At 62.5% G+C, this 23,334-nt stretch carries 21 protein-coding genes; 11 read left to right on the forward strand and 10 right to left on the reverse strand.

What is annotated here, in order from left to right:
• The 4 genes from AC1Q80_RS13000 to AC1Q80_RS13015 all read right to left on the reverse strand — a co-directional run bounded on the left by AC1Q80_RS13000 (window position 1) and on the right by AC1Q80_RS13015 (window position 3,613).
• Complete coding sequence (locus AC1Q80_RS13000; RefSeq protein WP_173420849.1) at window positions 1-1,149, reverse strand: hypothetical protein; 1,149 nt, start codon at window positions 1,147-1,149, stop codon at window positions 1-3.
• A gap of 72 nt (window positions 1,150-1,221) precedes the next feature.
• A complete protein-coding gene (locus AC1Q80_RS13005; protein WP_492360661.1) occupies window positions 1,222-2,310 on the reverse strand; it encodes a hypothetical protein in 1,089 nt (362 codons plus the stop codon).
• Window positions 2,311-2,475: 165 nt separating this feature from the next.
• Entirely contained in the window at window positions 2,476-2,874 is a 399-nt protein-coding gene (locus tag AC1Q80_RS13010) for a c-type cytochrome (RefSeq protein ID WP_209790987.1), read from the reverse strand.
• Between the two features lie 145 nt (window positions 2,875-3,019).
• Entirely contained in the window at window positions 3,020-3,613 is a 594-nt protein-coding gene (locus tag AC1Q80_RS13015; protein WP_209790988.1) for a thymidine kinase, read from the reverse strand.
• 269 nt (window positions 3,614-3,882) lie between these two features.
• Here AC1Q80_RS13015 and AC1Q80_RS13020 point away from each other — a divergent pair, with 269 nt between their 5' ends.
• The 6 genes from AC1Q80_RS13020 (at window position 3,883) to AC1Q80_RS13045 (ending at window position 9,395) form a co-directional block, all read left to right on the forward strand.
• Entirely contained in the window at window positions 3,883-4,839 is a 957-nt protein-coding gene (locus tag AC1Q80_RS13020; protein WP_209790989.1) for a choline ABC transporter substrate-binding protein, read from the forward strand.
• Window positions 4,840-4,921: 82 nt separating this feature from the next.
• On the forward strand, window positions 4,922-5,767 hold the full coding sequence (gene choW / locus AC1Q80_RS13025) for a choline ABC transporter permease subunit (protein ID WP_173420854.1): 846 nt from the start codon (window positions 4,922-4,924) through the stop codon (window positions 5,765-5,767).
• Window positions 5,764-6,813: a choline ABC transporter ATP-binding protein gene (gene choV / locus AC1Q80_RS13030; protein ID WP_173420855.1), complete on the forward strand. Its 1,050-nt coding sequence runs from the start codon at window positions 5,764-5,766 to the stop codon at window positions 6,811-6,813. The genes choW and choV overlap by 4 nt, the downstream gene beginning before the upstream one ends.
• 88 nt (window positions 6,814-6,901) lie before the next feature.
• Entirely contained in the window at window positions 6,902-7,645 is a 744-nt protein-coding gene (locus AC1Q80_RS13035; protein ID WP_173420856.1) for a HugZ family pyridoxamine 5'-phosphate oxidase, read from the forward strand.
• Between the two features lie 119 nt (window positions 7,646-7,764).
• Complete coding sequence (locus tag AC1Q80_RS13040) at window positions 7,765-8,109, forward strand: ArsR/SmtB family transcription factor (protein WP_173420857.1); 345 nt, start codon at window positions 7,765-7,767, stop codon at window positions 8,107-8,109.
• A 239-nt stretch (window positions 8,110-8,348) separates the two neighbouring features.
• Window positions 8,349-9,395 (forward strand): Gfo/Idh/MocA family protein, encoded by a 1,047-nt coding sequence (locus AC1Q80_RS13045; RefSeq protein ID WP_492360662.1) that lies wholly within the window; start codon window positions 8,349-8,351, stop codon window positions 9,393-9,395.
• Here the strand turns inward: AC1Q80_RS13045 and AC1Q80_RS13050 are convergent.
• Window positions 9,390-10,526, reverse strand: coding sequence for a Gfo/Idh/MocA family protein (locus AC1Q80_RS13050; protein WP_492360663.1), 1,137 nt, complete (start codon window positions 10,524-10,526; stop codon window positions 9,390-9,392). The two genes, AC1Q80_RS13045 and AC1Q80_RS13050, sit on opposite strands and share 6 nt — an antisense overlap.
• Before the next feature lie 12 nt (window positions 10,527-10,538).
• Window positions 10,539-12,797, reverse strand: coding sequence for a glycoside hydrolase family 9 protein (locus tag AC1Q80_RS13055; RefSeq protein WP_492360664.1), 2,259 nt, complete (start codon window positions 12,795-12,797; stop codon window positions 10,539-10,541).
• Between the two features lie 347 nt (window positions 12,798-13,144).
• Between AC1Q80_RS13055 and aptA the strand changes: the two genes are divergently transcribed.
• Together aptA and ade are read left to right on the forward strand one after the other, a co-directional pair.
• On the forward strand, window positions 13,145-14,473 hold the full coding sequence (aptA, locus tag AC1Q80_RS13060; RefSeq protein ID WP_492360665.1) for an omega-aminotransferase AptA: 1,329 nt from the start codon (window positions 13,145-13,147) through the stop codon (window positions 14,471-14,473).
• Between the two features lie 87 nt (window positions 14,474-14,560).
• Entirely contained in the window at window positions 14,561-16,258 is a 1,698-nt protein-coding gene (gene ade / locus AC1Q80_RS13065; protein ID WP_492360666.1) for an adenine deaminase, read from the forward strand.
• Between the two features lie 15 nt (window positions 16,259-16,273).
• On the opposite strand, the gene aac(6') is transcribed toward ade, so the two are convergent.
• Together aac(6') and bglA are read right to left on the reverse strand one after the other, a co-directional pair.
• Window positions 16,274-16,738, reverse strand: a complete 465-nt coding sequence (gene aac(6') / locus AC1Q80_RS13070; protein WP_173420862.1) for an aminoglycoside 6'-N-acetyltransferase — start codon at window positions 16,736-16,738, stop codon at window positions 16,274-16,276.
• Window positions 16,738-18,375 (reverse strand): beta-galactosidase BglA, encoded by a 1,638-nt coding sequence (bglA, locus tag AC1Q80_RS13075; protein ID WP_492360667.1) that lies wholly within the window; start codon window positions 18,373-18,375, stop codon window positions 16,738-16,740. Before bglA ends, aac(6') begins: the two co-directional genes overlap by 1 nt.
• Before the next feature lie 179 nt (window positions 18,376-18,554).
• Between bglA and AC1Q80_RS13080 the strand changes: the two genes are divergently transcribed.
• From AC1Q80_RS13080 to AC1Q80_RS13090, 3 genes are all read left to right on the forward strand, one after another.
• Window positions 18,555-19,469, forward strand: a complete 915-nt coding sequence (locus tag AC1Q80_RS13080; protein WP_492360668.1) for a sugar kinase — start codon at window positions 18,555-18,557, stop codon at window positions 19,467-19,469.
• 127 nt (window positions 19,470-19,596) lie between these two features.
• Window positions 19,597-20,142 carry a YbhB/YbcL family Raf kinase inhibitor-like protein gene (locus AC1Q80_RS13085; protein ID WP_492360669.1) on the forward strand — a complete coding sequence of 182 codons (546 nt, stop codon included), beginning with the start codon at window positions 19,597-19,599 and terminating at the stop codon, window positions 20,140-20,142.
• A 105-nt stretch (window positions 20,143-20,247) separates the two neighbouring features.
• On the forward strand, window positions 20,248-21,051 hold the full coding sequence (locus AC1Q80_RS13090; protein WP_492360670.1) for an AraC family transcriptional regulator: 804 nt from the start codon (window positions 20,248-20,250) through the stop codon (window positions 21,049-21,051).
• Window positions 21,052-21,061: 10 nt separating this feature from the next.
• Here AC1Q80_RS13090 and der read toward each other — a convergent pair whose 3' ends face one another.
• Together der and AC1Q80_RS13100 are read right to left on the reverse strand one after the other, a co-directional pair.
• Window positions 21,062-22,492 carry a ribosome biogenesis GTPase Der gene (gene der / locus AC1Q80_RS13095; RefSeq protein WP_173420867.1) on the reverse strand — a complete coding sequence of 477 codons (1,431 nt, stop codon included), beginning with the start codon at window positions 22,490-22,492 and terminating at the stop codon, window positions 21,062-21,064.
• Window positions 22,493-22,608: 116 nt separating this feature from the next.
• Window positions 22,609-23,277 (reverse strand): tetratricopeptide repeat protein, encoded by a 669-nt coding sequence (locus AC1Q80_RS13100; RefSeq protein ID WP_173420868.1) that lies wholly within the window; start codon window positions 23,275-23,277, stop codon window positions 22,609-22,611.
• Window positions 23,278-23,334: the final 57 nt, after the last annotated feature.

Consider the following 23,334-nt stretch of genomic DNA (forward strand, 5'->3'; position numbering starts at 1 on the left):
TTAAACCTCGCTCACGACCTGGTTACCGGAGATGACATGCACCTTGTAGTCGCCGAAGACCTGCTCCGCTTCGCCCGCGGCATAAAGCGCCTGGTAGGCATCGTGCGGCACCAGCGCGTGTTTCTCGTAGGACGAGACGCCCATGCGCGTCGCCTCCAGATTGTCGGTGTCGATGTGGAACTCTTCCTGCGCCGGCGTCGTCGACCAGAAGCCGCGCTTGGCGGCGCGCTCGGCCTTGGAAAACACCTCCTGCACGGTCCAGGTCAGCAGCCAGGCATTTTCCGGCTTGCGCACCTTGGACAGGATCTCGTTAATCTTGGCATTGTTCTCGGTGATCCCGGCCGAATAGAACGGGCCAAGCACGATGCGCCGCAACTGCTTGGGGTGCAGCTCGGGAAAATCCTTGTCCATGTTGGTGGCGATCGTCACCGGCGTCAGCGAATAGGTGCTGTTCTTCGAGGCGAAATCATCGAAGCGGCTGGCAAGCTCCGGATTGAGCAGGCCGCCGACCGGCAGCGGGATCTCGACCTGCGGATTGAGCTTGCCGTCTTCGGTGACGAGCATCTCGACGATCTTCTCGGAGGAATCCTCGATCGTCGCCATATAGACCATTGGCAGGGTCTGGGTTCCGTCGAAGGCGCCCCAGCTCACCACGTAATAGGGCCGCATCGTCTTCGGGTTGACGGCGACGCGGATCGTTTCCGGCAGGATGAAGGGTGAAAAGATCTCGCCCTTGCCGATCTGCTCGAGATAGAGGCGCTCCGCCATGCGCGCTTGCAGCGCCTCGGGAAACGCCTTCTGCCGCAGGATGAAATCGGCCATCTCCTCGCGCAGCGCATCAGCCGACGGAATGTCCGCAAGCCGCTTGGCCGCCGTCTGGCGGTCGTTTTCGAGTTCGAGCACGTTCTGGAAAACCGGAAAGCCACTCTCGGCCCGGGAAATCCTGAACTGGTCGACGAAGCCGATGCGGTTTTCCCAGCAGGCGATCGAGGCCTTGAGCCTGGCGAGATAGGGAACGATCACCTCGCCGACCACGGTGTTGCGATAGAGCGGTGAATTGCGGTCACCAAGAAACAGCTCAAGCCCGGCCAGCGCCGAATGGATCGAGGCAAAATATTGCGCAACGGCGGGGGATGCAGCAATTTTCATGCCGTTCCCCCTTGCGTGTAGCGCAAGGCAAAGTCGAACCGTTTCATTCGCATGCCCATGTGCCAGCGCCGATCACTGCTTCACGTAGTTGGCAGTGTTGTGCTTGTCCATGACCGCCTGGAAGCGCCGGGCAAAGGCGTCGTCGGCCAGCTTCTTGCGGCGCTGGATGTCCTGCGTCGACAGCATGTTCTTCTCATGCATTTCCAGGAGATCGCCGATATGGCGCTGGGCGGCAGCACCGATGCCGGCCATCGTCTCTTCAGCGGCCGTGTCGACCTGGCTTCCGAGCGTGTTGATCTTGTGGGCGACATCCTGCTGTGCCGCAGTCTTCAACGAATCTTCCAGCGCCTTGTAGAGCACGATGCGTTGCTCGGTATCGATCGTCAGCTTGTTGATGAGCGTGTTCTGCGCCGCGATCTGGTTGTTGAGCGAATCGACGAAGGTCTGGAACATCGAGGTGTAGCGCTCAAGCGTCTGGCTTTCGGCCAGAAGCTCCTGCTCCTTGGCCTGCTTCTCGTTGTATTCCGTCGCCAGTGCCGAGCGCTCGCCTTCAAGCTCGGTGCGCACCTTCTGTTCGGTCGATGCGGCAATGCGATTCTCGATGTCGAGCAGCAGCGGGTTCAATTCCTCGATGCGCTTCTGCACCGTTTCCAGATTGGACATGGTGCCCTTGCGGCGCTCGATCACCTGGATCAGGCTCTGCTCGGAGGTCTTGTAGCGCTGGTCGAGGATCGACTTCTGGTCCTTGAGGATGCCGACAATGGTGTCGGACTTCGACAGCAACTCCTGCAGGTTGCCGGCAAGCGACATGTTGCGCACCCGGTCGGTGCGCAAACGCTGCATCTTCTGTTTGGAGAAGATGCCGATGAACTTCTCGTAGCCGGTATAGTTCTTCATGCTCTCGAACTCGGTACCGAAGATGTTCGTCGCATCTTCCAGCCCGATGATCAGGTCGGCGATGTTGGCCTCCATCACCTTCTGCTGGTTGATCACGTCCTGAATGCGGGCGTTCTCGATATCGAAATTGACGTCGCCGAGCTTGGTCTCCGACTTGGCAAATTGCTCCAGCACGACGCCTGATTGTTCGAGCTTGCCGCGCATCTGCTCGACAACGCTTTTCGTCTTCTCGATTTCCGCGTCAAAATTCTGAAGCGAAGCCATATCATCCCCCTGGATCGATCGAGGCAACAAATGCCATCCGGGCCAAATTATTCAGCCTTCGATTGCAGTTATATAAAGGGTGTTTATCGAAAGAGAACAAGTCTAGCCGGCCGGCTTTTTTGGTCAACCGTCCCGCCGAAGTGCTTGAGATATCGAAGGCATTGCCTACCTGGCGGCCGCCGGATCCCTGAGATAGGCAATGACGTCGGCAATATCCTGAGGCTTCTTAAGGCCAACAAAGCTCATCTTTGTGCCGCCCACCATCGCCTTCGGGCTGAGCAGGTACTCGCTCAGCGTCGCCTCGTCCCAGACATGCCCCTGTGAACCGAAAGCTTTCATGGCTTCCGAATAGCTGTAGTCGGCGACAGACGCGGCCGGACGGCCGATGACGCCCATAAGGCTCGGCCCAACACGATTGTTGGGTTCGGTAGCCGTGTGGCAGGCCCCGCATTTGCGGAAAACGGCAGCCCCCGCCTTGGCGTCGCCGCCGGCATGGCCGGGCGTCGCCCCGAGACAGAGGCAGATGAAAAGAGACGGAAGCAGACGCAGCATTGCGAACCTCATCGAGGAGAAACCGGATCAGCATGACACCCCGACTGCGCAGCTTTCAAGGCGCCATGCAGCCGCACCGCAGCCAAGTGCGCCCAAGGAATGCCGCAACACTCCAAACGCCAGACAGGCGGCCGCGAAACGAATCCGGTTTCAGGCGTCAGGCGGGGTCGCAACGCATCTTGTCTTCCCAGTGGCGCCGGCAATAGGAGACATATTTCTCGTTGCCGCCGACCTCGACCTGGGCGCCCTCGCGAACGACGTTGCCGTGCCCATCGAGACGGACGACCATCGTCGCCTTGCGGCCGCAGTCGCAGATCGTGCGCACTTCGCGCAGTTCGTCGGCAATGGCCAGAAGCGCCATCGAGCCCGGAAAGAGTTTGCCCTGGAAATCGGTGCGCAACCCGTAGGCCATGACGGGGATACCGATCCGGTCGGCGACCCGCGCCAGCTGCCAGACCTGCTCTTCGTCCAGGAACTGGGCTTCATCGACGAAGACGCAGGCAATCTTGCCCATGCCGTCGGTGTTGAGCTTTTCAATCAACGCGTAGAGATCGTCGCCGCCATGGAAGGGGATGGCGTCCGCATCGAGACCGATGCGCGACGAGATGCGTCCGGTGCCCGCCCGGTCGTCGAATGCCGCGATCAGCATGACGACGCGCATGCCGCGTTCCTGATAGTTGTAGGATGCCTGCAGCAGCAACGTGCTCTTGCCCGCATTCATCGTGGCATAGCTGAAATAGAGTTTGGCCATATCCTACCGTTTCCGGAATCGTCTCGCCGGTACATGACGAGGCTTGGCCCCGAAGGCCAGAGCCTGTTTGCGCGACCCACAGTTTTTCGCCCGACTTGACCATTTCGTGGGCATTGCGACATTCTGCGTCGCAGCGTGCATCCCGTCCGCGTATTGACGCAATACACTTCCTTCGACATCAAAGCGCTTGAATTCGCTATCCAATGGTGTTTGGCTAAAACCCCAATGTGTTTGGCTAAAACAATAATAGAGGCAGGGGAACGACAACGATGAACAAAGCACTCTCTCTCAAATTCATGCTCGCTGGCGCCGTTTCGGTGGCTGCCCTTGTTGCTGGAAACGCCGCGGCGGCCGAGCCTGAAAACTGTGGCACCGTCCGTTTCTCCGACGTTGGATGGACGGATATCACAGCCACCACCGCCACGGTTTCCGCCGTGCTCAAGGGCCTCGGCTATCAGACGGATATCAAGGTTCTCTCGGTTCCGGTCACCTACACCTCGTTGAAGAACAAGGACATCGACGTCTTCCTCGGCAACTGGATGCCGACCCAGGAAAACGACGTTCGCCCCTATCTCGACGACAAGTCGGTCGAATCCTTCGGCCCGAACCTCGAAGGCGCGAAATACACGCTGGCGACCAACGCCAAGGGTGCCGAACTCGGCATCAAGGACTTCAAGGATATCGCCGCCCAGAAAGACGCGCTCGAAGGCAAGATCTATGGCATCGAGCCGGGAAATGACGGCAACCGCCTGATCATCGACATGGTCGACAAGGACACCTTCGGCCTCAAGGGCTTCGAAGTGGTCGAATCCTCCGAACAGGGCATGCTGGCGCAGGTCGCACGCTCCGAAAAGGATGGTGCTCCGATCGTGTTCCTCGGCTGGGAGCCGCATCCGATGAACGCCAACTTCAAGCTTACCTACCTCTCTGGCGGTGACGATATCTTCGGCCCGAATTTCGGCGGCGCCACCATCTTCACCAACGTTCGTGCCGGCTACACCACCGAATGCCCCAATGTCGGCAAGCTGCTCACGAACCTCAAGTTCTCGCTGCAGATGGAAAACGAGATCATGGGCAAGATCCTCAACGACGGCAAGGAACCGGATGCCGCCGCCACGGAATGGCTGAAGGCCAACCCGACGGCGATCGAACCGTGGCTCGCCGGCGTGACCACCAAGGATGGCGGCGAAGGCCTCCCGGCGGCCAAGACCGCGCTCGGGCTCTGAGCGACGACAAGGCGGGGGAAGACCCCGCCTTTTTTCACCGCATCGCGCGATATTGTTGATCTGACGAGACGGATTCACCCCTGTGGAATTTCTGACCGAATACCGCATTCCCATCGGCGGCTGGGCCAAGGCGTTCGTCGACTGGCTGACGACGAACTTCGAGCTGTTCTTCGACCAACTTGCCCGCTTCCTGTCCGGCGTCGTCGGCATTCTGCTCTATATTCTGCAGACGCCGCATCCGCTGATCGTGGTGGCAGTCATCACCGGGCTTGCCTGGTGGTTCCGCCGTTCGCTCGGCATCACGCTGTTCACCGGCCTCGGATTGCTGCTGATCATCAACCAGGGCTACTGGAAGGAAACGACCGAGACACTGGCTCTGGTGCTGGCTGCCAGCGTCGTCAGCATGGCCGTCGGCGTTCCGCTCGGCATTGCCGCTGCGCGCCGCGCCTGGGTCTATTCCGTCATGCGCCCGATCCTCGACTTGATGCAGACGATCCCCACCTTCGTCTATCTGATCCCCGCGCTCATTCTCTTCGGCCTCGGCATGGTGCCGGGCCTGATCGCAACGGTGATCTTCGCCATTCCAGCCCCCATCCGCCTCACCCGCCTCGGCATCATCTCCACGCCGCCGTCGCTGGTGGAAGCGGCACAGGCCTTCGGCGCAACACCCGGCCAGGTGCTGCGCAAGGTCGAGTTGCCCTTCGCAATGCCGCAGATCATGGCGGGTCTGACCCAGACGATCATGCTCTCGCTGTCGATGGTGGTCATCGCCGCCCTCGTCGGCGCCAACGGCCTTGGCGTCCCGGTCCTTCGCGCGCTGAACTCCGTCAACGTCGCCAAGGGTTTCGAGGCCGGTCTCTGCATCGTCATCCTCGCGATCATTCTCGACCGCCTGTTCCGCTCGTCCGACGAAGGAGAGGGTGCATGACCGACGCCGTCGTTTTCAAGAATGTCGACATCATCTTCGGCAACAATCCGCAGACCGCGCTGCAGATGGTCGACCAGGGCAAGACCCGCGACGAGATCGGCGCGGCCACCGGCCTGGTGCTGGGCGTCGCCGGTGCAACGCTGTCGATCAACGAGGGCGAGATCCTCGTCTTGATGGGCCTCTCCGGCTCCGGAAAGTCGACGCTGCTTCGCGCCGTCAATGGCCTGGCACCCGTCGTGCGCGGCGAGGTCGAGGTCAAGACCGCCAATGGACCGCTCAATCCCTATCGAACCACGCCTAAGTCGCTGCGCGATTTCCGCATGCACACCGTGTCGATGGTGTTCCAGCAGTTCGCGCTGTTGCCCTGGCGCACCGTTGCCGACAATGTCGGCTTCGGACTGGAGCTTGCCGGCATGCCCGACGCCGAACGCAAGGCCCGCGTCGGCGAGCAGCTCGAACTCGTCAACCTGACGAAGTGGGCCGGCCGCAAGGTCAACGAGCTTTCGGGCGGCATGCAACAGCGCGTCGGCCTGGCCCGCGCCTTTGCGACCGGCGCGCCGATCCTGTTGATGGACGAACCGTTCTCCGCCCTCGACCCATTGATCCGAACCCGGCTGCAGGACGAACTGCTCGAATTCCAACGTCGCCTGAAGAAGACCATCGTCTTTGTCAGTCATGACCTCGACGAGGCGTTCCGCATCGGCAACCGCATCGCCATCATGGAAGGCGGTCGCATCATCCAGTGCGGCACGCCGCAAGACATCGTCAGAAACCCGGCGAACCAATATGTCGCCGATTTCGTTCAGCACATGAACCCGATCACCATGCTGACGGCCAAGGACGTGATGCAGACCGGCGTCCAACGCGGAGCAACGGTTGCCGGCGTGACGGCAACCGCCAAGCCGACGACACCGCTCGTCGATATCCTCGACGCCATGTCCCGCCAGCCGGGCAGCGTCGGCGTCGTCGACAATGGCTCCGTGGTCGGCACGATCAACGCGCAAAACATCGTTGAAGGCCTGACGCGACACCGCAACAAAAGTTGACGAAAGCGCACAAGAAGCCAATAAAAGCCCGGACCCTGTTCCGGGCTTTTTCGTCTGGAACCGGACGGAAGCTCAGGAAGGAAGACGAATGACCGACAAGCCGAACGTATTGCGCGAAACCGATGACGAGGCGCGCAAGCTGGCGCATACGCTCTTGCGCGGTGCGCGCAGCGGTTCGCTTGCAGCAATCGAACCGGAGAGCGGCGGCTTCCCGTTCGTCAGTCGCGTCCTCGTCGGCATGGATGTCGACGGTGTGCCGCTGATCCTGATTTCCAAATTGTCGACCCACACAAAGGCTCTGCTCGCCGACACGCGCGCCTCGCTGCTGACGGGAGAACCGGGCAAAGGCGATCCCCTCGCCCATCCAAGGCTCACAGTGCAGTGCGAGGCCGAAGCGGTTGAACGCGATTCGGACGCTCACGCCCGCATCCGCGAGCGGTTCGTCCGTCGTCACCCGAAATCGAAGCTCTATGTCGACTTCCCCGATTTCGGTTTCTTCCGTCTAAATCCGTTACGCGCGAGCCTTAACGGTGGTTTCGGGCGCGCCTACGTGCTGACTGCGGAGGATCTGGTGATCGAATCACCGGCCACCGCATCACTCGCAGCGATGGAAGCCGGTGCCATCGAGCATATGAACGCCGATCACGCCGAAGCGGTCAAGTTTTACGCTGAAAAGCTCTGTAACGCCCCGGAAGGTGACTGGAAGGTCGTCGGCATCGACGCCGCCGGCCTGGATCTGGCCTATGGCGACCAATTGAAGCGGCTCGAGTTTCCTGCGCCAATGCGGGACAGCTCGGAGTTACGGCCACTTTTGCGCGAACTTTACGGTTAATCGCTCGCCAGATACCCCCATTTCTTGCAGTAGGTAGTTGCCCTTTTATGCATCACGACTAATTATCGTCCTTCGTCAACCATAACTACGTGTGATGTAATTTTCGCATGGAGCACGCAATGCAGCCACTTTCGCCTGAAAAACATGATGAAGCCGAGATAGCAGCCGGCTTCCTCTCGGCCATGGCAAACCCTAAGCGCCTTCTCATCCTCGATTCCCTTGTCAAGGAAGAGATGGCAGTCGGCGCATTGGCCAATAAGGTGGGCTTGAGCCAGTCCGCTCTTTCCCAGCACCTGTCCAAACTGCGAGCCCAGAATCTGGTCAGCACTCGCCGTGACGCTCAGACGATCTACTATTCCAGCTCGTCCGACGCCGTCATGAGGATTTTGGGTACGCTCTCCGATATCTACGGCGTCGACGCAAATGCCGTGGAAGAAAAGACCTTGGTCCGCCGCTCGGCCTGACCTTGTCAGTCCGCAACAGGGATCATGCCCTGAAGTAGCCCCACACGAGCAATCGCGCGGGGCTTATTCTTTTCTGGAAGATCGGCAGACGGGGCAAGGCCATTGCCCGACCGAAGCGCCCCGCTGCCCAAGCAACCTCCGTTCTGAAGGTTGCTTGGGGCTTGCCGCCGTTGTTTACGCGGCCTTGAGGTTTCCGGGTCAGGATGCGCCCCGAGCGAAACAGCCGGGACATCGGGTTTATGAAGGACAAGGTCCGTTGGGGCATCGCCGGTACCGGCGTGATCGCAAACAGCTTTGCGTCCGACATCCAGTTTACCGGCAACGCCGTGCTGGCCGCTGTCTATTCCCGAAGCCAGGAGAAGGCCGATGCCTTCGCCGAACGCTTCGGCGGCATCACCCCCCATTCCAGCATCGATGCCTTTGCCGCCGATCCTGAAATCGACGCGGTCTATGTTGCCTCGCCGAACGCCGTGCATCTGGAACACGCCATCGTCTTTCTTTCGGCGGATAAGGCCGTCCTGGTCGAAAAGCCGCTGACGACCTCGTTCGACGACGCGCGTTCGCTATCGGCACTGGCCGCAGCCAAGGGCCTCTTTGCCATGGAGGGCCTGTGGACCTGCTTCCTGCCGGCGATCACCAAGGCACGCGCACTGCTCGATGGTGAGGCGCTGGGGCGCATTCGGCATGTGACGGCGGAGCTCGCCTATGAAAAGCCGTTCGACCCCACAGACCGCTTTTTCGACGCCAGGCTCGGCGGTGGGTCGCTGCTCGACCTCGGCATCTATCCGCTTTCGCTGTGTCTGAACCTGTTCGGGCGCCCGCATACGATCGACGGCCGCTGGCAAAGCGCGCCGACGGGCGTCGATCTCTCGGCGGAAATGCGCCTCGCCTATACCGGCTTCAACGCACATCTTTCCTGCGGCTTCGACCGCGACGGAGACAACCGCTTCGTCATTGATGGAGACCGCGGAACGCTCGTCATCGACGCTCCGTTTCTGAAGGCCAGTCGGCTGTTTCTCGCCAGCAACGGCCTGGTGCGCAAGGCCATCGCACCCAGAGGACGGGGCCTGTGGGCGAAGACGCTGACGCGGGTTGCCAGACGCGTCTCCCTGCCCGGTCTTCAGCGTTTCGAACTGCCGTTCCCGGGCAACGGGTTGCAATTCGAGATCGAGGCAGCAAGCGCTGCAATCCTGGAAGGCTGGCACGAACACATCCTGATGCCGACGTCGCGCAGCGTCCAGGCGATCGAAATCATCGAAACGATCCGCGCTTTGCCTCCGTCATAGATCGCGTGGGCGGTAGGCCTGGCGGCCGTTGTTGAGCGCAAGCACGATTTCGGTCAGGTGACGTGCCGTGGCTCCGGAAAAGAACGGCGCCTCCCCACGCGTGATCGCCTCGGCCTGGGCTGCAATGCCGCCGACAAAATCGATCTTCGAGGGATAGGCGGGCAAGGCTGCAGTCCTGGCCTTGGCGGGATAGCGCACCCTGTTGCCGGCATAGAGCCGGACAGGCAGCTTGCGACCGACCTTCCATTCGACCCAGTCGAGGATGCGGTGTTGCAGCGAGCGCTTCGCGCCGAACGCCTCGAGATGAATGGGCGAGCGGTTGTCCCAGAGATCGCGCACGACGATGGTGCCCTTGTCGCCGATGATGGTCAGCGATCGGTCGCGCGGGGCCGCAAGCCCGCAGGTCACCCGCGCCGTCACGCCCGAGCGGAAGGAAAGGCAGCCGACCGAGAAATCCGGACCGAGCAGCAACCGTTCCGTACCCGGCCCCTTGTCCGGAAAGGTCAGGGCCGAAACGGCGCTGACCTCGGCAACCGGGCCGAAGAGCGAAACGAGCCAGCTTGCGGCGTAGCCGGCGTGCTCGAGTGTGCAGCCGACTTCGAACTCATGCACGCCCGGCCAGCGGGCGCCGGAACGGCTGCGCCATTCCCGCCAGTTTGCCTTGAACACCGGGCCATCTTCCATTTCCGCGTAGACGAGGCGCGGCGTGCCGATGGCACCAGCCGCCAGCAGCGAGGCACAAAGCGCGTGCGCCTCGCTGAGCGCATTGGCCGGCGCGCCGCCTAGCACCAGCGCCCGCTCGCGCGCCAGTTCCACCAGTTCGCTCGCCTCATCGACGTCCATGGCCAGCGGCTTTTCGCAATAGACATGCTTGCCGGCGAGAAGTGATGCCCGATTTACGGTGTAGTGACTTTCCGGCGTCGTCAGGTTGACGACGATCGTGACCGCCGGATCAGCCAGCGCCTCTTCCAGCGTCGCGTAGCGGTTGACCTTCCAATAGTCGGCAAACTCCATCAGGCGGGCTTCATCGCGGTCCCATACGCCGACGAGCCGCAACTGCGGATGGTTGGCAAGCGTCGTCATGTAATAGTCGGCAACGAAGCCGGTTCCGACAAAGGCTATCCCGGTCATCGCTGCAGCCTCCTAGCGTGCGTCGGCAAGGAACGAAGCGACATAGACGAGCGGCGCATTCCAGTTGATGGTGATCTCATTGGATCCATAGGCCTCGATATCATCGACATAGCATGTCTGGGGGGCGCAGCCCTTCAGGCGCTCCTTGGCGATCGCATCGACAGGCGTCGAATTCGGTCCGCCGGCAAGTGATCCGACCGGCGGGTTAGGCAGGGCCGGGTCCAGCTGATGCGCGTACCAGCGGCTATGCTGGTTCTGCGGCGAGCGAGCGCCGTAGCCCGTAATGTAGGACATCGCCAAAGCATTGCGGCCAAGAAGATAGTCCATGCTTTCCCGCGCGGCATTGAGGAAAGTCTTCTCGCCCGAAAGGTCGAAGGCCGCCGACAGGACGATGATGTTCTGCAAAATAAGCTGGTTCGATCCCCAGTCGTATTGGTGATTTCCAGGGCGATAGATCTGCCCGAACGGCTCGGCTGCCTGCAGCGGCAGGAAGGATCTGGCCGCATTCAGAACCGTGCGTCGCACCATGTCGAGATCGGCCTTGGGCAAGGCTTCATCGTAGAGCGCCAGCTGCAGCCGGGCGAAGCCGGCAACATTGCGCCAGTGGAAGGCGCCGCTGGGCGGTAGTACATCGCCCGACCAGTGCGGTGATGCGCGCAGGACGTCGAGATACTTCGCGTCTCCGGTCGTCAGGAAAAGCTCAGTCGCAGCCCAATAGAGTTCGTCCGAAACGTCGTCGTCGTCATAGTCGCCGCCACCCGAATTCCCGTCCGATTTCGGCGCGAGCAGGACCGGATTGGCATTGGCCGCCACCCACGCCTTGCGGGCGGCGGAAAGCAGCTTTGCCGCAAATGTCGGATTGTCCTTGGCAAACAGCCGCGAGGCCTGTGCGGCAACAGCTGCCACGTCGAAGGTCGCAGCCGTCGAGGGTCGGTGCAGCGCCCGCGGCTTCGGATCCTCGCTCGGCAGCATCGGCGGCGACGTCCACTCGGTGTCATGGATCTTGTGATGAACCATCCCGGCAAGCGGTTCGCCATCCGGCACCATCATCGAAAGCAGGAACTGCAGCTCCCATCGCGCCTCGTCGAGCAGATCGGGAATGCCGTTGCCGTTTTCCGGAATGCGCGCAAGCTGATCGCGCAGGGCTGGCGATTTGGCGCCGCCGAAGGCGCGGGCGCGCTCGTAGGTCGCCAGCAGCTGAGCAACGGAGATCGCCCCGTTGACCGCATACTTGCCGTGATCGCCGGCGTCGTACCAGCCACCGGAAACATCGAGACGATAGGTGCAGGACCAGTCGCCGTAGAGTGATGCGGCTTCGTCGCCACTGAGGCAGCCAACCGATTTGTCGCCCTCGTTCGGTGCGACACCCACATGGCCGGCGGGCCGGGCATAGGCCTTGCCGGCGATATCGCCGCGGATCTTGATGCCGCTGCGCTGCGGATAGAACCAGGAGAGCGCGTCGACGGTGAGACGGCCATAGAGATCGTCGGAGATCGAAAAGCGGTCGCTCGTCCAGTCGCCGGACACCAGTCGATAGCCGTCACCGGGAACGGCATAGGCGGAAAAATCCGCCACATGCGTCCTGACGCCGGCGGACGGATCAAACCCGCTCGGCCGGGTCATCCCCTCGCCGACGACGACATCGCTGGCATCGACGAGTTGGAAGGATATGGCGCGGCGCGCGTCCGAGATCACGGTCGCCCGCTTCGGACCGTCGGTAAAATAGCCGAGTTGGTTGACCCGGATGGTCGGGGCCCTGGTCGCCCGGTTGGTGGCAGCGGAAGGTGCGGCAATCTCCACCAATGACACGTCGTCGATACAGAAGCGCGAGGGCTTGTCGGCTCCGCCGAGCGGGAAGACCAGTTGAGCCTCTTCCTCGTCCGACGCCATGAAGTCCGCCGAAAACGATGCGCGCTCCGACTCGCCGCCGACGCTGAACTCGCTCTGCACCGTCCAGGGCTCGGCCGCGCGCTGGATGCGGGCCGTCACGGCACGGACAGGATCGGCCGCGGCCGACAATGAAAGCCTGTAGTGTAGTCCCGGTTCAAGTTTCACGCCGTTGACGCCGATGAGCCTGTCCCAGGGACCGCCGCCCGCCGAAACGTCGGCGCAAAGCTCGCCCCCGCCCCGCGTCAGCGCCACACCCTCACCGGCCCAGAAGCCGTCCTGGCCATGCTCGAAACGGCCGTCGACGATCAGGTCGGCGCCTGCTGCCACGCCGGGCAGAAATAGGACGACCATGGCCGCCTGCGCGATCCCCAACCTCGACACCGTCTCGCACTCCGCTTCATTCGGCGCCGGATCGCACCGTCCGGACGACGGCCAAAAGCACGAGCCATGGATCCGGCGATACACGGCGCGGTAGCGTTGACGCAAACAGGTTAAACTTGAGAAAACGTCCGCGCCTGCAACGAAAAATCCCGCCCACCGCCGGAAATGAACAGGTGATTCTTTCGGCAAATCACACCCACCCACCAAACTGGTGCGAGCCCTGAACCCGTTCACGCGCCGGCTCTCCAGACTTGACCCGAACCTGCGCCCTGATAGTTTGACCAAAGGGTAAAAAAATCCGAGCGGGCGCGACTGCCCGACACAGGACCATGCCGAGGAGAACTGGAATGTCGAACCGTCTGAATACCACGCCGAATGATCTGCGCGCCTTCTGGATGCCGTTTACCGCCAACCGGCAGTTCAAGAAGGAGCCGCGCCTGTTCGTCGGCGCGAAGGACATGCATTACACGACCCATGACGGTCGCACGGTGCTCGACGGTACGGCCGGTCTTTGGTGCGTGAATGCCGGCCATTGTCGCCCAAAGATCACCGAGGCGATCCGTCAGCAGGCGGGTGAGCTCGACTATGCACCGGCCTTCCAGCTCGGCCACCCCAAGGCCTTCGAGCTCGCCAACCGCCTGGTCGACATCGCGCCGGAGGGCATGAACCACGTTCTCTACACCAATTCCGGTTCTGAATCGGTCGAGACCGCGCTGAAGGTGGCGCTCGCCTACCACCGCGCCAAGGGCGACGGCTCGCGCTCCCGCCTGATCGGCCGCGAGCGCGGCTATCACGGCGTCAATTTCGGCGGCATCTCGGTCGGCGGCATCGTCTCCAACCGCAAGATGTTCGGCACGCTCCTGACCGGCGTCGACCATATGCCGCACACCCATCTGCCGGCCCAGAACGCCTTCACCCGCGGCGAGCCGGAACATGGCGGTGATCTCGCGACCGAACTCGAGCGCATCGTCACCCTGCACGACGCCTCGACCATCGCCGCCGTCATCGTCGAGCCGGTCGCGGGCTCGACGGGCGTGCTGATCCCGCCGAAGGGCTATCTCCAGAAGCTGCGCGACATCTGCACCAAGCACGGCATCCTCTTGATCTTCGACGAAGTCATCACCGGCTTCGGTCGCCTCGGCACGCCTTTCGCCGCCCAGTATTTCGACGTGACGCCTGATATCATCACCACCGCCAAGGGCCTCACCAACGGCGTTATCCCGATGGGCGCGGTGTTCGTGACGTCGGAAATCCACGACGCCTTCATGAACGGCCCGGAACACCTGATCGAGTTCTTCCACGGCTACACCTATTCCGGCAACCCGATCGCCTCGGCAGCAGCGCTCGGCACCCTCGACACCTACAAGGAAGAGGGCCTTCTGACCCGCGCCGCAGAACTGGCCTCCTACTGGGAGGATGGCCTGCATTCCCTCAAGGACTGCCCGAATGTGATCGACATCCGCAATGTCGGCCTGATCGGCGCGATCGAGCTGCAGCCGATCGCCGGAGAACCGACCAAACGTGCCTTCAACGCCTTCCTGAAGGCCTATGAGAAGGGCCTCCTGATCCGCACCACCGGCGACATCATTGCGCTGTCGCCGCCGCTGATCATCTCCAAGGCGGAGATCGACGAGCTGTTCGACAAGCTTCGCGACGTGCTCGTCAACAATATCTGATAACGTCGCCACCGGCGAACAGGACCCTTTCCCCGGCAACGGGGAGAGGGTTAATCTTATCTACAGACCGAAATAAAGGGTGCAGAGATGTCGACAGCTTTGGAACGAATGATCGACCAGGGCGTCGGCCGCGAGCCGGCCGACATCGTGCTCAAGGGCGGGCGCTTCTTCGACCTGGTGACGGGTGAGCTGGTCGCCTCCGACATCGCGATATCGGGCGACCGGATCGTCGGCACCTATGGCGACTATCAGGGGCGCGAGGAGATCGACATCTCCGGCCGCATCGTCGTGCCCGGCTTCATCGATACGCACCTGCACATCGAATCCTCGCTCGTCACCCCGCATGAGTTCGATCGCTGCGTGCTGCCGCTCGGCATCACCACCGTCATCTGCGACCCGCACGAGATCGCAAACGTGCTCGGCACCGAGGGCATCCAGTTCTTTCTCGATTCCGCCCTCGAGACCATCATGGATATCCGCGTGCAGCTGTCGTCCTGCGTGCCGGCGACGCACCTGGAGACGTCAGGCGCCGACCTGCCGATCGAACGGCTCCTGCCCTTCCGCGATCATCCGAAGGTGATCGGCCTTGCCGAGTTCATGAACTTCCCCGGGGTCGTGCACAAGGATCCCGTTTGCCTTGCCAAGCTGGAGGCGTTCCAGGGCGGCCATATCGACGGCCACGCGCCGCTCTTGAGCGGCAAGGACCTCAACGGTTACCTGTCGACCGGCATCCGCACGGAGCATGAATGCACCACGGCGCAAGAGGCGATGGAGAAGATCCGAAAGGGCATGCACATTCTGGTGCGTGAGGGCTCGGTCTCCAAGGACCTGCATGCGCTGATGCCCATTATCACCGAACGGCTGTCGCCCTATCTCGCGCTCTGCACCGACGACCGCAATCCGCTCGATATCGCCGAGCAAGGCCACCTCGACTACATGATCCGCACCGCGATCTCAGCCGGCGTCGAGCCGTTGGCGATCTATCGCGCCGCCTCGATTTCGGCCGCACGCGCCTTCGGCCTTCGCGACCGTGGCCTTGTTGCGCCAGGCTGGCGCGCCGATCTCGTGGTGCTCGATAGCCTGGAAAGCTGCCGCGCGCAGATGGTGTTTTCCGGCGGCCGGCGCGTGAGCGACGCCCTGTTTGCCACCCGCAAGCCTGTCGCCCCGGTCGGGCTCGACAGCGTCAAGGCCGGCCATGTCAACGCCAGCGACTTCGGCGTGCCCTATTCCGACAATGACACGTCCGTCATCGGCGTTCTGCCGGGCAAGATCATCACCGAACACCGCCGCTACAAGCTGCCGGCAAACGGCAACGAGACCGGCGTCGATCTCGGCCGCGACATCATCAAGGTGGCGGTGATCGAGCGGCACGGCGTCAACGGCAATCATGCGAACGGCTTCGTGCAGGGCTTTGGCCTGAAGAAGGGCGCGATCGCGTCCACGGTCGGCCACGACAGCCACAACATCTGCGTCGTCGGCGTCAATGTCGAGGACATGGCGACCGCTGCCAATCGGCTTGGCAAGATCAAGGGCGGCTTCGTCGTCGTCGAGGATGGCAAGGTCACCGGCGAGATCGCATTGCCTGTCGCGGGCCTGATGAGCCTTGAGCCACACGAATCCGTGCGCGATACCCTGCATCACTTGCGCCAGGCCGCCTTTGCGCTGGGCGCGACGCTGGAAGAGCCCTTCCTGCAGCTCGCCTTCCTGCCGCTGCCGGTGATCCCGCATCTGAAGATCTCGGACCGCGGGCTTGTCGACGTTGACAAGTTCATGCTGATCGGCTGAGCCGGATAGCGTCGCTCAGTTATCGGCGGAGGAGCCGGAAAGCTCCTTGCGGAAATAGACGACCCGCTCGGTTTCCTCGAAGCCGAGCGCCATGTGCAGGCCGTGGCTTTCCAGGTTGTCGATGTCGGTGTCCGACGCCAGCTCGCGACAACCATGGCTGATCGCCCAGCGTTCCGCGGCCGTGATCAGCGCCCGCGCCACCCCATGGCGACGATACCGTGGAAGCACGTAGATGCCTTCGAGAAAGGCGACAGGCGACGTCTCGCAGCCGTTGACGTAATCCGTGCGCAGCGACACCTCAGCAAAGCCTGCGGCAACCCCTGCATCGTCCTCGCACAGAAACGCCGCCTGCCGTTCGGCCGCCGCAAGACAGCCGTCGATCTCCTCACGGTGCACCACGGCCGGCGTATCGGACCAGAGCGCCAGCCGCATCTCCAGCCAGCGTCCCACCATCTCGACGTCCATCAGCAACACACGCATCACAGTTTCCCGCAATAGGCGCTCAGGCCACCGAGCTTCAGCACGCCACCGACAACCTCAGCCAATTGGCCCGGCAGTGAAACGGTCTCGACGGACGTGTCGGAAACGAGGAACTCCTGCGGCTCCCGCGTCAGGTTGAAGACGAAGAGCAGCTGCTCACCATCCTTTTCGCGGGTGAACGCCAGAAGATCGCGGTTGCTCTCGAGGAACGACATATCGCCATCGTGCAACGCTGCATGCGACCGGCGGAAGCCAAGCATGGAACGATAATGATTGAGCACACTGTCGGCGCCAGACTGCTGCGTATCGACGGCCAGCCGCGCCTGTTCCACCGGCACCGGCAACCACGGCTTTCCATCGGAGAACCCGGCATTCGTGGCGGTTGCCTCCCACACCATCGGCGTGCGGCAACCATCCCTGCCCTTGAAGGATGGCCAGAAGCGGATGCCATAGGGATCGCGCAGATCCTCGAAGGCGACGTCCGCCTCGGGCAGGCCGAGCTCTTCGCCCTGATAGAGGCACACCGAGCCACGCAAGGTCGCGAGCAGCGTGATCGCCAGCCTGGCGACTACCTCCCGTTCCGCCTCGTTTTCGGCAAAGCGGCTGACATGGCGCATGACGTCGTGGTTTGAAAAGGCCCAGCACACCCAGCCGTCGGTCACCGCCTTCTGGAAATTGTCGACGCAGCGGCGGATATGGCTTGCGGTGAAATCCGGGCCGAGCAGATCAAAGGTGTAGCACATGTGCAGCTTGTCGCCGCCGCTGGTATAGGCCGCCACAGTCTTCAGCGAGCGGGCGCCGTCTCCGACCTCCCCCACCGTCGTGCGCCCGCCATAACCATCGAGCAGAGCCCTGAAGCGCTGGAGGAAGGCGACGTTTTCCAGCTGGCTCTTGTCGTAGAGATGATCCTGCATGCCATAGGGGTTGACGTCGGGCGCGTCGTTGCTGGTGGCATCCGGATCCGGCACCAGCGGCGGATTGTCTCTGAGATGGCGGTCGTGGAAATAGAAGTTCACCGTATCGAGCCGAAAGCCGTCGACACCACGGTCGAGCCAGAACCGCGCGGCATCGAGCACAGCATCCTGAACCTGCGGATTGTGGAAGTTAAGATCCGGCTGCGAGGCCAGGAAGTTGTGCATGTAATACTGCTTGCGCACCCCGTCCCATTCCCAGGCAGGCCCGCCGAAGATCGAAAGCCAGTTGTTGGGCGCAGTACCATCCGGCTTCGGATCCGCCCAGACATACCAGTCTGCCCTCGGGTTTTCGCGGCTGGAGCGGCTCTCGACGAACCAGGAGTGGCGGTCGGACGAATGCGAAATCACCTGGTCGATGATCACCTTGAGGTGGAGACGGTGCGCTTCCGCCAGCATGTCGTCGAAATCGGCAAGCGTGCCGAACATCGGGTCGACATCGCAATAATCAGAGACGTCATAGCCCATGTCCGCCTGCGGCGAGGTGAAGAATGGCGACAGCCAGATGGCGTCGACGCCGAGTGAGGCAATGTGGCCGAGCCGGCGGGTGACACCCTTCAGGTCGCCGATGCCATCGCCATCGGTATCCTGGAACGAGCGCGGATAGACCTGATAGATCACCGCGCCGCGCCACCAATCGTCACCCGAACCCTGCTGAGACGCCATGCCCTGCCCCCGTGAAACCGATCTGTGCGCAAAGATGTAGCCTTGCGCGGCGCATGAGTAAACGCCGGACTGCAGCCATGCCATCGCTCAAATCGCCAATGCCGGAAAACATTCTCTTGCCGAGACCGGCCTTGAACCTTATCCCGTCAGCACGGGAAAAACGAAAGGGAGAGAAGACGTTGGCCGGAACGATGCTTTCGATCGGTGAGTGCATGGTCGAACTGATGCAGGCCGAGGGCGGTCTGTTGCGCAAGGGCTATGCCGGCGACACCTTCAATGCAGCCTACTATGCGTGCCTGTTCCTGCCGAGTGACTGGTCGGTCGCCTATTGCTCCGCCGTCGGCACCGACACCGTGTCCGACGAAATGCTCGCCTTCATGGCCGAGAAAGGCATCGATACCGGCCCCGTTCGCAAGATCGAAGGCCGCACGCCCGGCCTCTACATGATCCATCTGAAGGACGGCGAGCGTAGCTTCTCCTATTGGCGCTCGGCTTCGGCCGCGCGGCTGCTTGCCGACGACCCGGACCATCTGCGTCGCGCCGTCGAGGGCGCCGACCTCATTCTCTTCTCCGGCATTACCCTTGCGATCCTTTCGCCCGACGCTGTGGAAACCCTGCTTGCCGAGCTGCGCCGCGCCAAGGCCGCGGGCAAGCGCGTCGTCTTCGACCCCAATATCCGCCCCCGCCTCTGGGACGATGCCGAGCGCATGCGCCGGACACTGACCGAAGGCGCCCGCGCCGCAAGCCTGCTGATGCCGAGCTTCGACGACGAGGTGACGCATTTCGGCGACAGCTCGATCACGGCGACGATCGCGCGCTACAAGGCGCTGGGTGTGGCAGACGTGGTCGTCAAGGACGGGGAAAAGGGCGTGACGCTCGCGTTCGAGGGGTCGGAAGAAAGCCACGTCCCGGCCACACCGGTCGCGCGCGTGGTCGACACCACCAGCGCCGGCGACAGCTTCAACGGCGCCTTCCTTTCCCGTCTTGTCACGGGCGGATCGCCGAGCGAGGCCGCAGCCTTTGCGGCGCGCATCGCTGCGGGCGTCATCGGCCATCACGGCGCGCTCGTCGACAAGGCCAAGCTCGTCGGCTGACAGCCCGCATCGGCGTTGCCATCACCGCACACATTGATCGCTTCGGCGCCAAGTTTGATCCGTTTGGCGCCGAACGCATCCCCGTTTGCGCTAGCTTTCCCGCATCCACATGAAGGAGATGCAGGGAATGAAACGTTTTCGTAATCTGGCGCTTGCGACCTCGATGCTCGCCGCCCACGCCACCCAGGCGGCCGATTTCACCGTGACCAGCCCTGACTTTGCCGGTGGCAAGGTTCAGCAGGCGCAATTTGCCGCCGGCATGGGTTGCACCGGCAAGGATCTGTCGCCGGCAATCTCCTGGGCCAATGCCCCTGAGGGCACCAAGAGCTTCGTCGTCACCCTCTATGACAAGGATGCTCCGACCGGCTCGGGCTGGTGGCATTGGGTGGCAATCGACATCCCGGCCGACGTCACCGCACTCGATGGCGGCGCCGGCAGCGAGACCGCAAAAATGCCGGCCGGAGCGGTGACGATCGCCAACGACGCCGGCGTCGCCGGTTTTGGCGGCGCCTGCCCACCCGTAGGCGAGGTCCATGACTACACCATCACCGTCAAGGCGCTGAGTGTTGCGAAACTGCCGGTGCCGCCAGAGGCATCGCCCGCTCTGGTCGGCTTCGTCAGCAATATGAACACGCTCGCCTCAGCGACGATATCCGCCAAGGGAAGCCGTTAAACTGGCCCATCCGCAAGCCGAGATCGAACGCCGCTCGGCTTGCCCGCAGCGGCGTTTCCGCGCTACCACCGTTCTCCGGGCCGCTCGCCGAGGGAATGAAGCCGCGTGAACCACAAGATCTCCGTTCGCCCTGGCGCTGGCGCCGCGGCCCAAATCGTTCAGTATAACCGGCTGCGCTATTCGAACATCCTGATCGAGCAGCCGGTCATCATCGTCGTCGAGCGCGGCACGAAGGTCCTGCGCCAGGGCGATTTCGAATGTGTGATTGCGCCCGGCGAAGCTGTGGCCCTTCAGCAGGGCCAGGTGTTCGATGTGGTCAACGCTGCCGAGAAGGACGCCGCCTATCTCGCACGATGGGTCGCCTTCGATCCGGAGATCGTCGCCGCCTTCCGTCCAACGAAGGATGTCGGCACGCCGATCGATAAGGCGCATCTCCTCACCGGCCTGCAACCTGCTTTTGTCGACGCCTTCGACGCGGCAGCCAAATCTATTGCCGAGACCGATGACGTTCCCCTGCCCGTCGCCCGACACCGGATCGGTGAACTGCTCATCTGGCTGAATGTCATGGGTTGCTTCTTCCGTCCCGTCGCCACGACAAGCTTTGCCCAAAAGGCTCGTCAGAACCTGATGGGCGATCTGGGCACGCCATGGACTGGCAGCGGCCTTGGCAAGCGGCTCGGCGTCAGCGAGGCGACCTTGCGCCGCAAGCTTGCCGCCGAGGGTTGGTCGTTTCAGCAGCTGTTGACCGACGTGCGCATGTCCGCAGCCATGCAGATGCTGCAGTCATCCGATGTACCCGTGCTGCACATCGCCCAGCAGGTCGGATATGAATCGCAATCGCGTTTCGCCGCCCGCTTCCGCCAACGCTTTGGCTTTCCGCCGAGCGCGATCCGTGGCCACAGGCGCTGACGCCTGCGGCTTAGCGCTTCTTGCGCTTGTTTTCGAAGGGGTTCTCCGACGCGCGATAGTGGATGCGGATCGGCACGCCCGGCAGGTCGAAATCGTTGCGCAAGCCATTGATCAGGTAGCGCGTATAGGATTCCGGCAGCGCGTCGGGGCGCGTGCACGAAATCATGAAGCCCGGCGGGCGGGCCTTCACCTGCGTCATGTATTTCAGTTTCAGCCGGCGGCCAGACACGGCCGGTGGCGGATGCTGCACCTGCTGGGAATCGAGCCAGCGGTTGAGACGCGCCGTCGAGATGCGGCGGTTCCAGGTCTTGTCAGTGTCGATGATCGCCTGCATCAACCGGTCGAGGCCATAACCGGTATGGCCTGAGATCGGTATCGCGCGAATGCCGCGCGCCTGCGGCAACAGCCGCTCGGTCTTTTCTCGAAGATCGGCGAGCACCGCCTGCCAGTCTTCCACCAGATCCCACTTGTTGAAGGCGATCACGGCGGCACGACCTTCGCGGATGATGAGGTCGACGATCTGCAGGTCCTGCTTTTCGAACGGAATGGTCGCGTCGAAGACGATGACCACCGTTTCGGCAAAGCGGATGGCGCGCAGCGCATCGGCGACCGACAGCTTCTCGAGCTTCTCCTGCACCTTGGCCTTGCGGCGCATGCCGGCGGTGTCGAACATCTTGATGGTGCGGCCGCGCCAGTCCCACTCGACCGAAATCGAATCGCGGGTGATGCCGGCTTCCGGACCGGTCAGGAGCCGGTCTTCGCCGAGGAAGCGGTTGATCAATGTCGACTTGCCGGCATTCGGGCGGCCGACGATCGCCACGCGCAGCGGCTTGGTCTCGTCATAGGCGGGCTCGGCCTCGTCGTCCTCTTCCCCCGCCTCGCCGGTGGTCGGGCGAAGATCAATGTCGGTCTCGGCCACGTCGTCTTCCGGCGGATAGGCCCGGTCCTCGCCGATCGCAGCGACGATCGCGTCGCGCAGGTCGAGCATGCCCTGGCCGTGTTCGGCGGAAATCGGGCAAGGATCGCCAAGCCCGAGCGTGAAGGCATCGTAGAATCCACCGTCGGAACCACGCGCTTCGGACTTGTTGGCGACGAGCACGACCGGCTTGCCGCGCCGGCGCAGCATCTCGGCCAGCGTCTCGTCGGCAGGCGTCAGGCCGGCCTTGGCATCGACCACGAACAGCGACAGGTCGGCCTCGTCGATCGCGGCTTCCGTCTGCGCCCACATGCGGCCCTGAAGGCTGTCGGGTGCGGACTGTTCCAGACCGGCGGTATCGATGATGCGGAACCGCAGGTCGATGAGCTTGGCATCTCCAGGGCGGCGGTCGCGGGTGACGCCCGGCGTATCGTCGACGAGCGCCAGCTTCTTGCCGACCAGACGGTTGAACAAGGTGGACTTGCCGACATTGGGGCGCCCGACGATGGCGACGGTGAAACTCATGAACGTATCCGTTTCCGACTGAAAGCGCTGCATGTCCTCAAGACATACAGCGCTCCAACACTTTGAAAATCAACATATCCTTTCCAGAGACCGGACCGGTCTCCAGGGATATGCGCTTAGGCTTTGCCGCTCGCGGCAATGACGTCGAGAAGCATCTGCGCCCGGCCTGCGACATTGCGCGGGCTCTGGGCGTCATCGACGATCTGTTGGAACCAGCTCTTCGCCTTGGCGATATCTCCGGCCTTGTAGGCCGACAGGCCAAGCGCCTCGCGGGCCGAGTGGCGCATGGTGTTCTGCGGCACCGCTAGTTGCTCGACCTCGGCCGAAACCTGATCATAGGTGCCGGCATCAACCAGCAGGTAGGCGGCACGCAGACGGGCAGCATCACGAAGGGCTTCGGGCAGGCTGGTATCCTTGCCGATGTCCGAGAACGCCTTGACGGCGGCATCGGTCTCGCCCTTTTCCGCCTGCAGTGTTGCTGCACGAAGACGCGCAAGCACCGGATAGGCGCCGTAGCCATCCTTCTGCAAGGTGTCGAGAGCGGCCAGCGCCTCGTCGGCCTTGTTTTCCTTGGCCAGGTTCAGCGCCTGCAGGAACTCGTCGCCAGACTTCGACGAGGCGTTGTCGCTCCAGTAATCGTAGCCGACCTTGCCGACGGTTCCCAGAACGATAAGCACGGCGATTGCCACGATGACGCTGCCGAAACGGGCCCAGATGTTCTTCATCTGGTCCGAACGCAGTTCTTCATTCACCTCGCGGATAAAGCTGTCGTCTTGGTTCGCCATCGATTGCCCCGGCCTCTCGGCCTTCCCTGCACGCTAATAGGATTTTGCGCCTTCTAC

The sequence above is a fragment of the Ensifer sp. GW823-FHT05D09 genome (genome assembly GCF_058795755.1).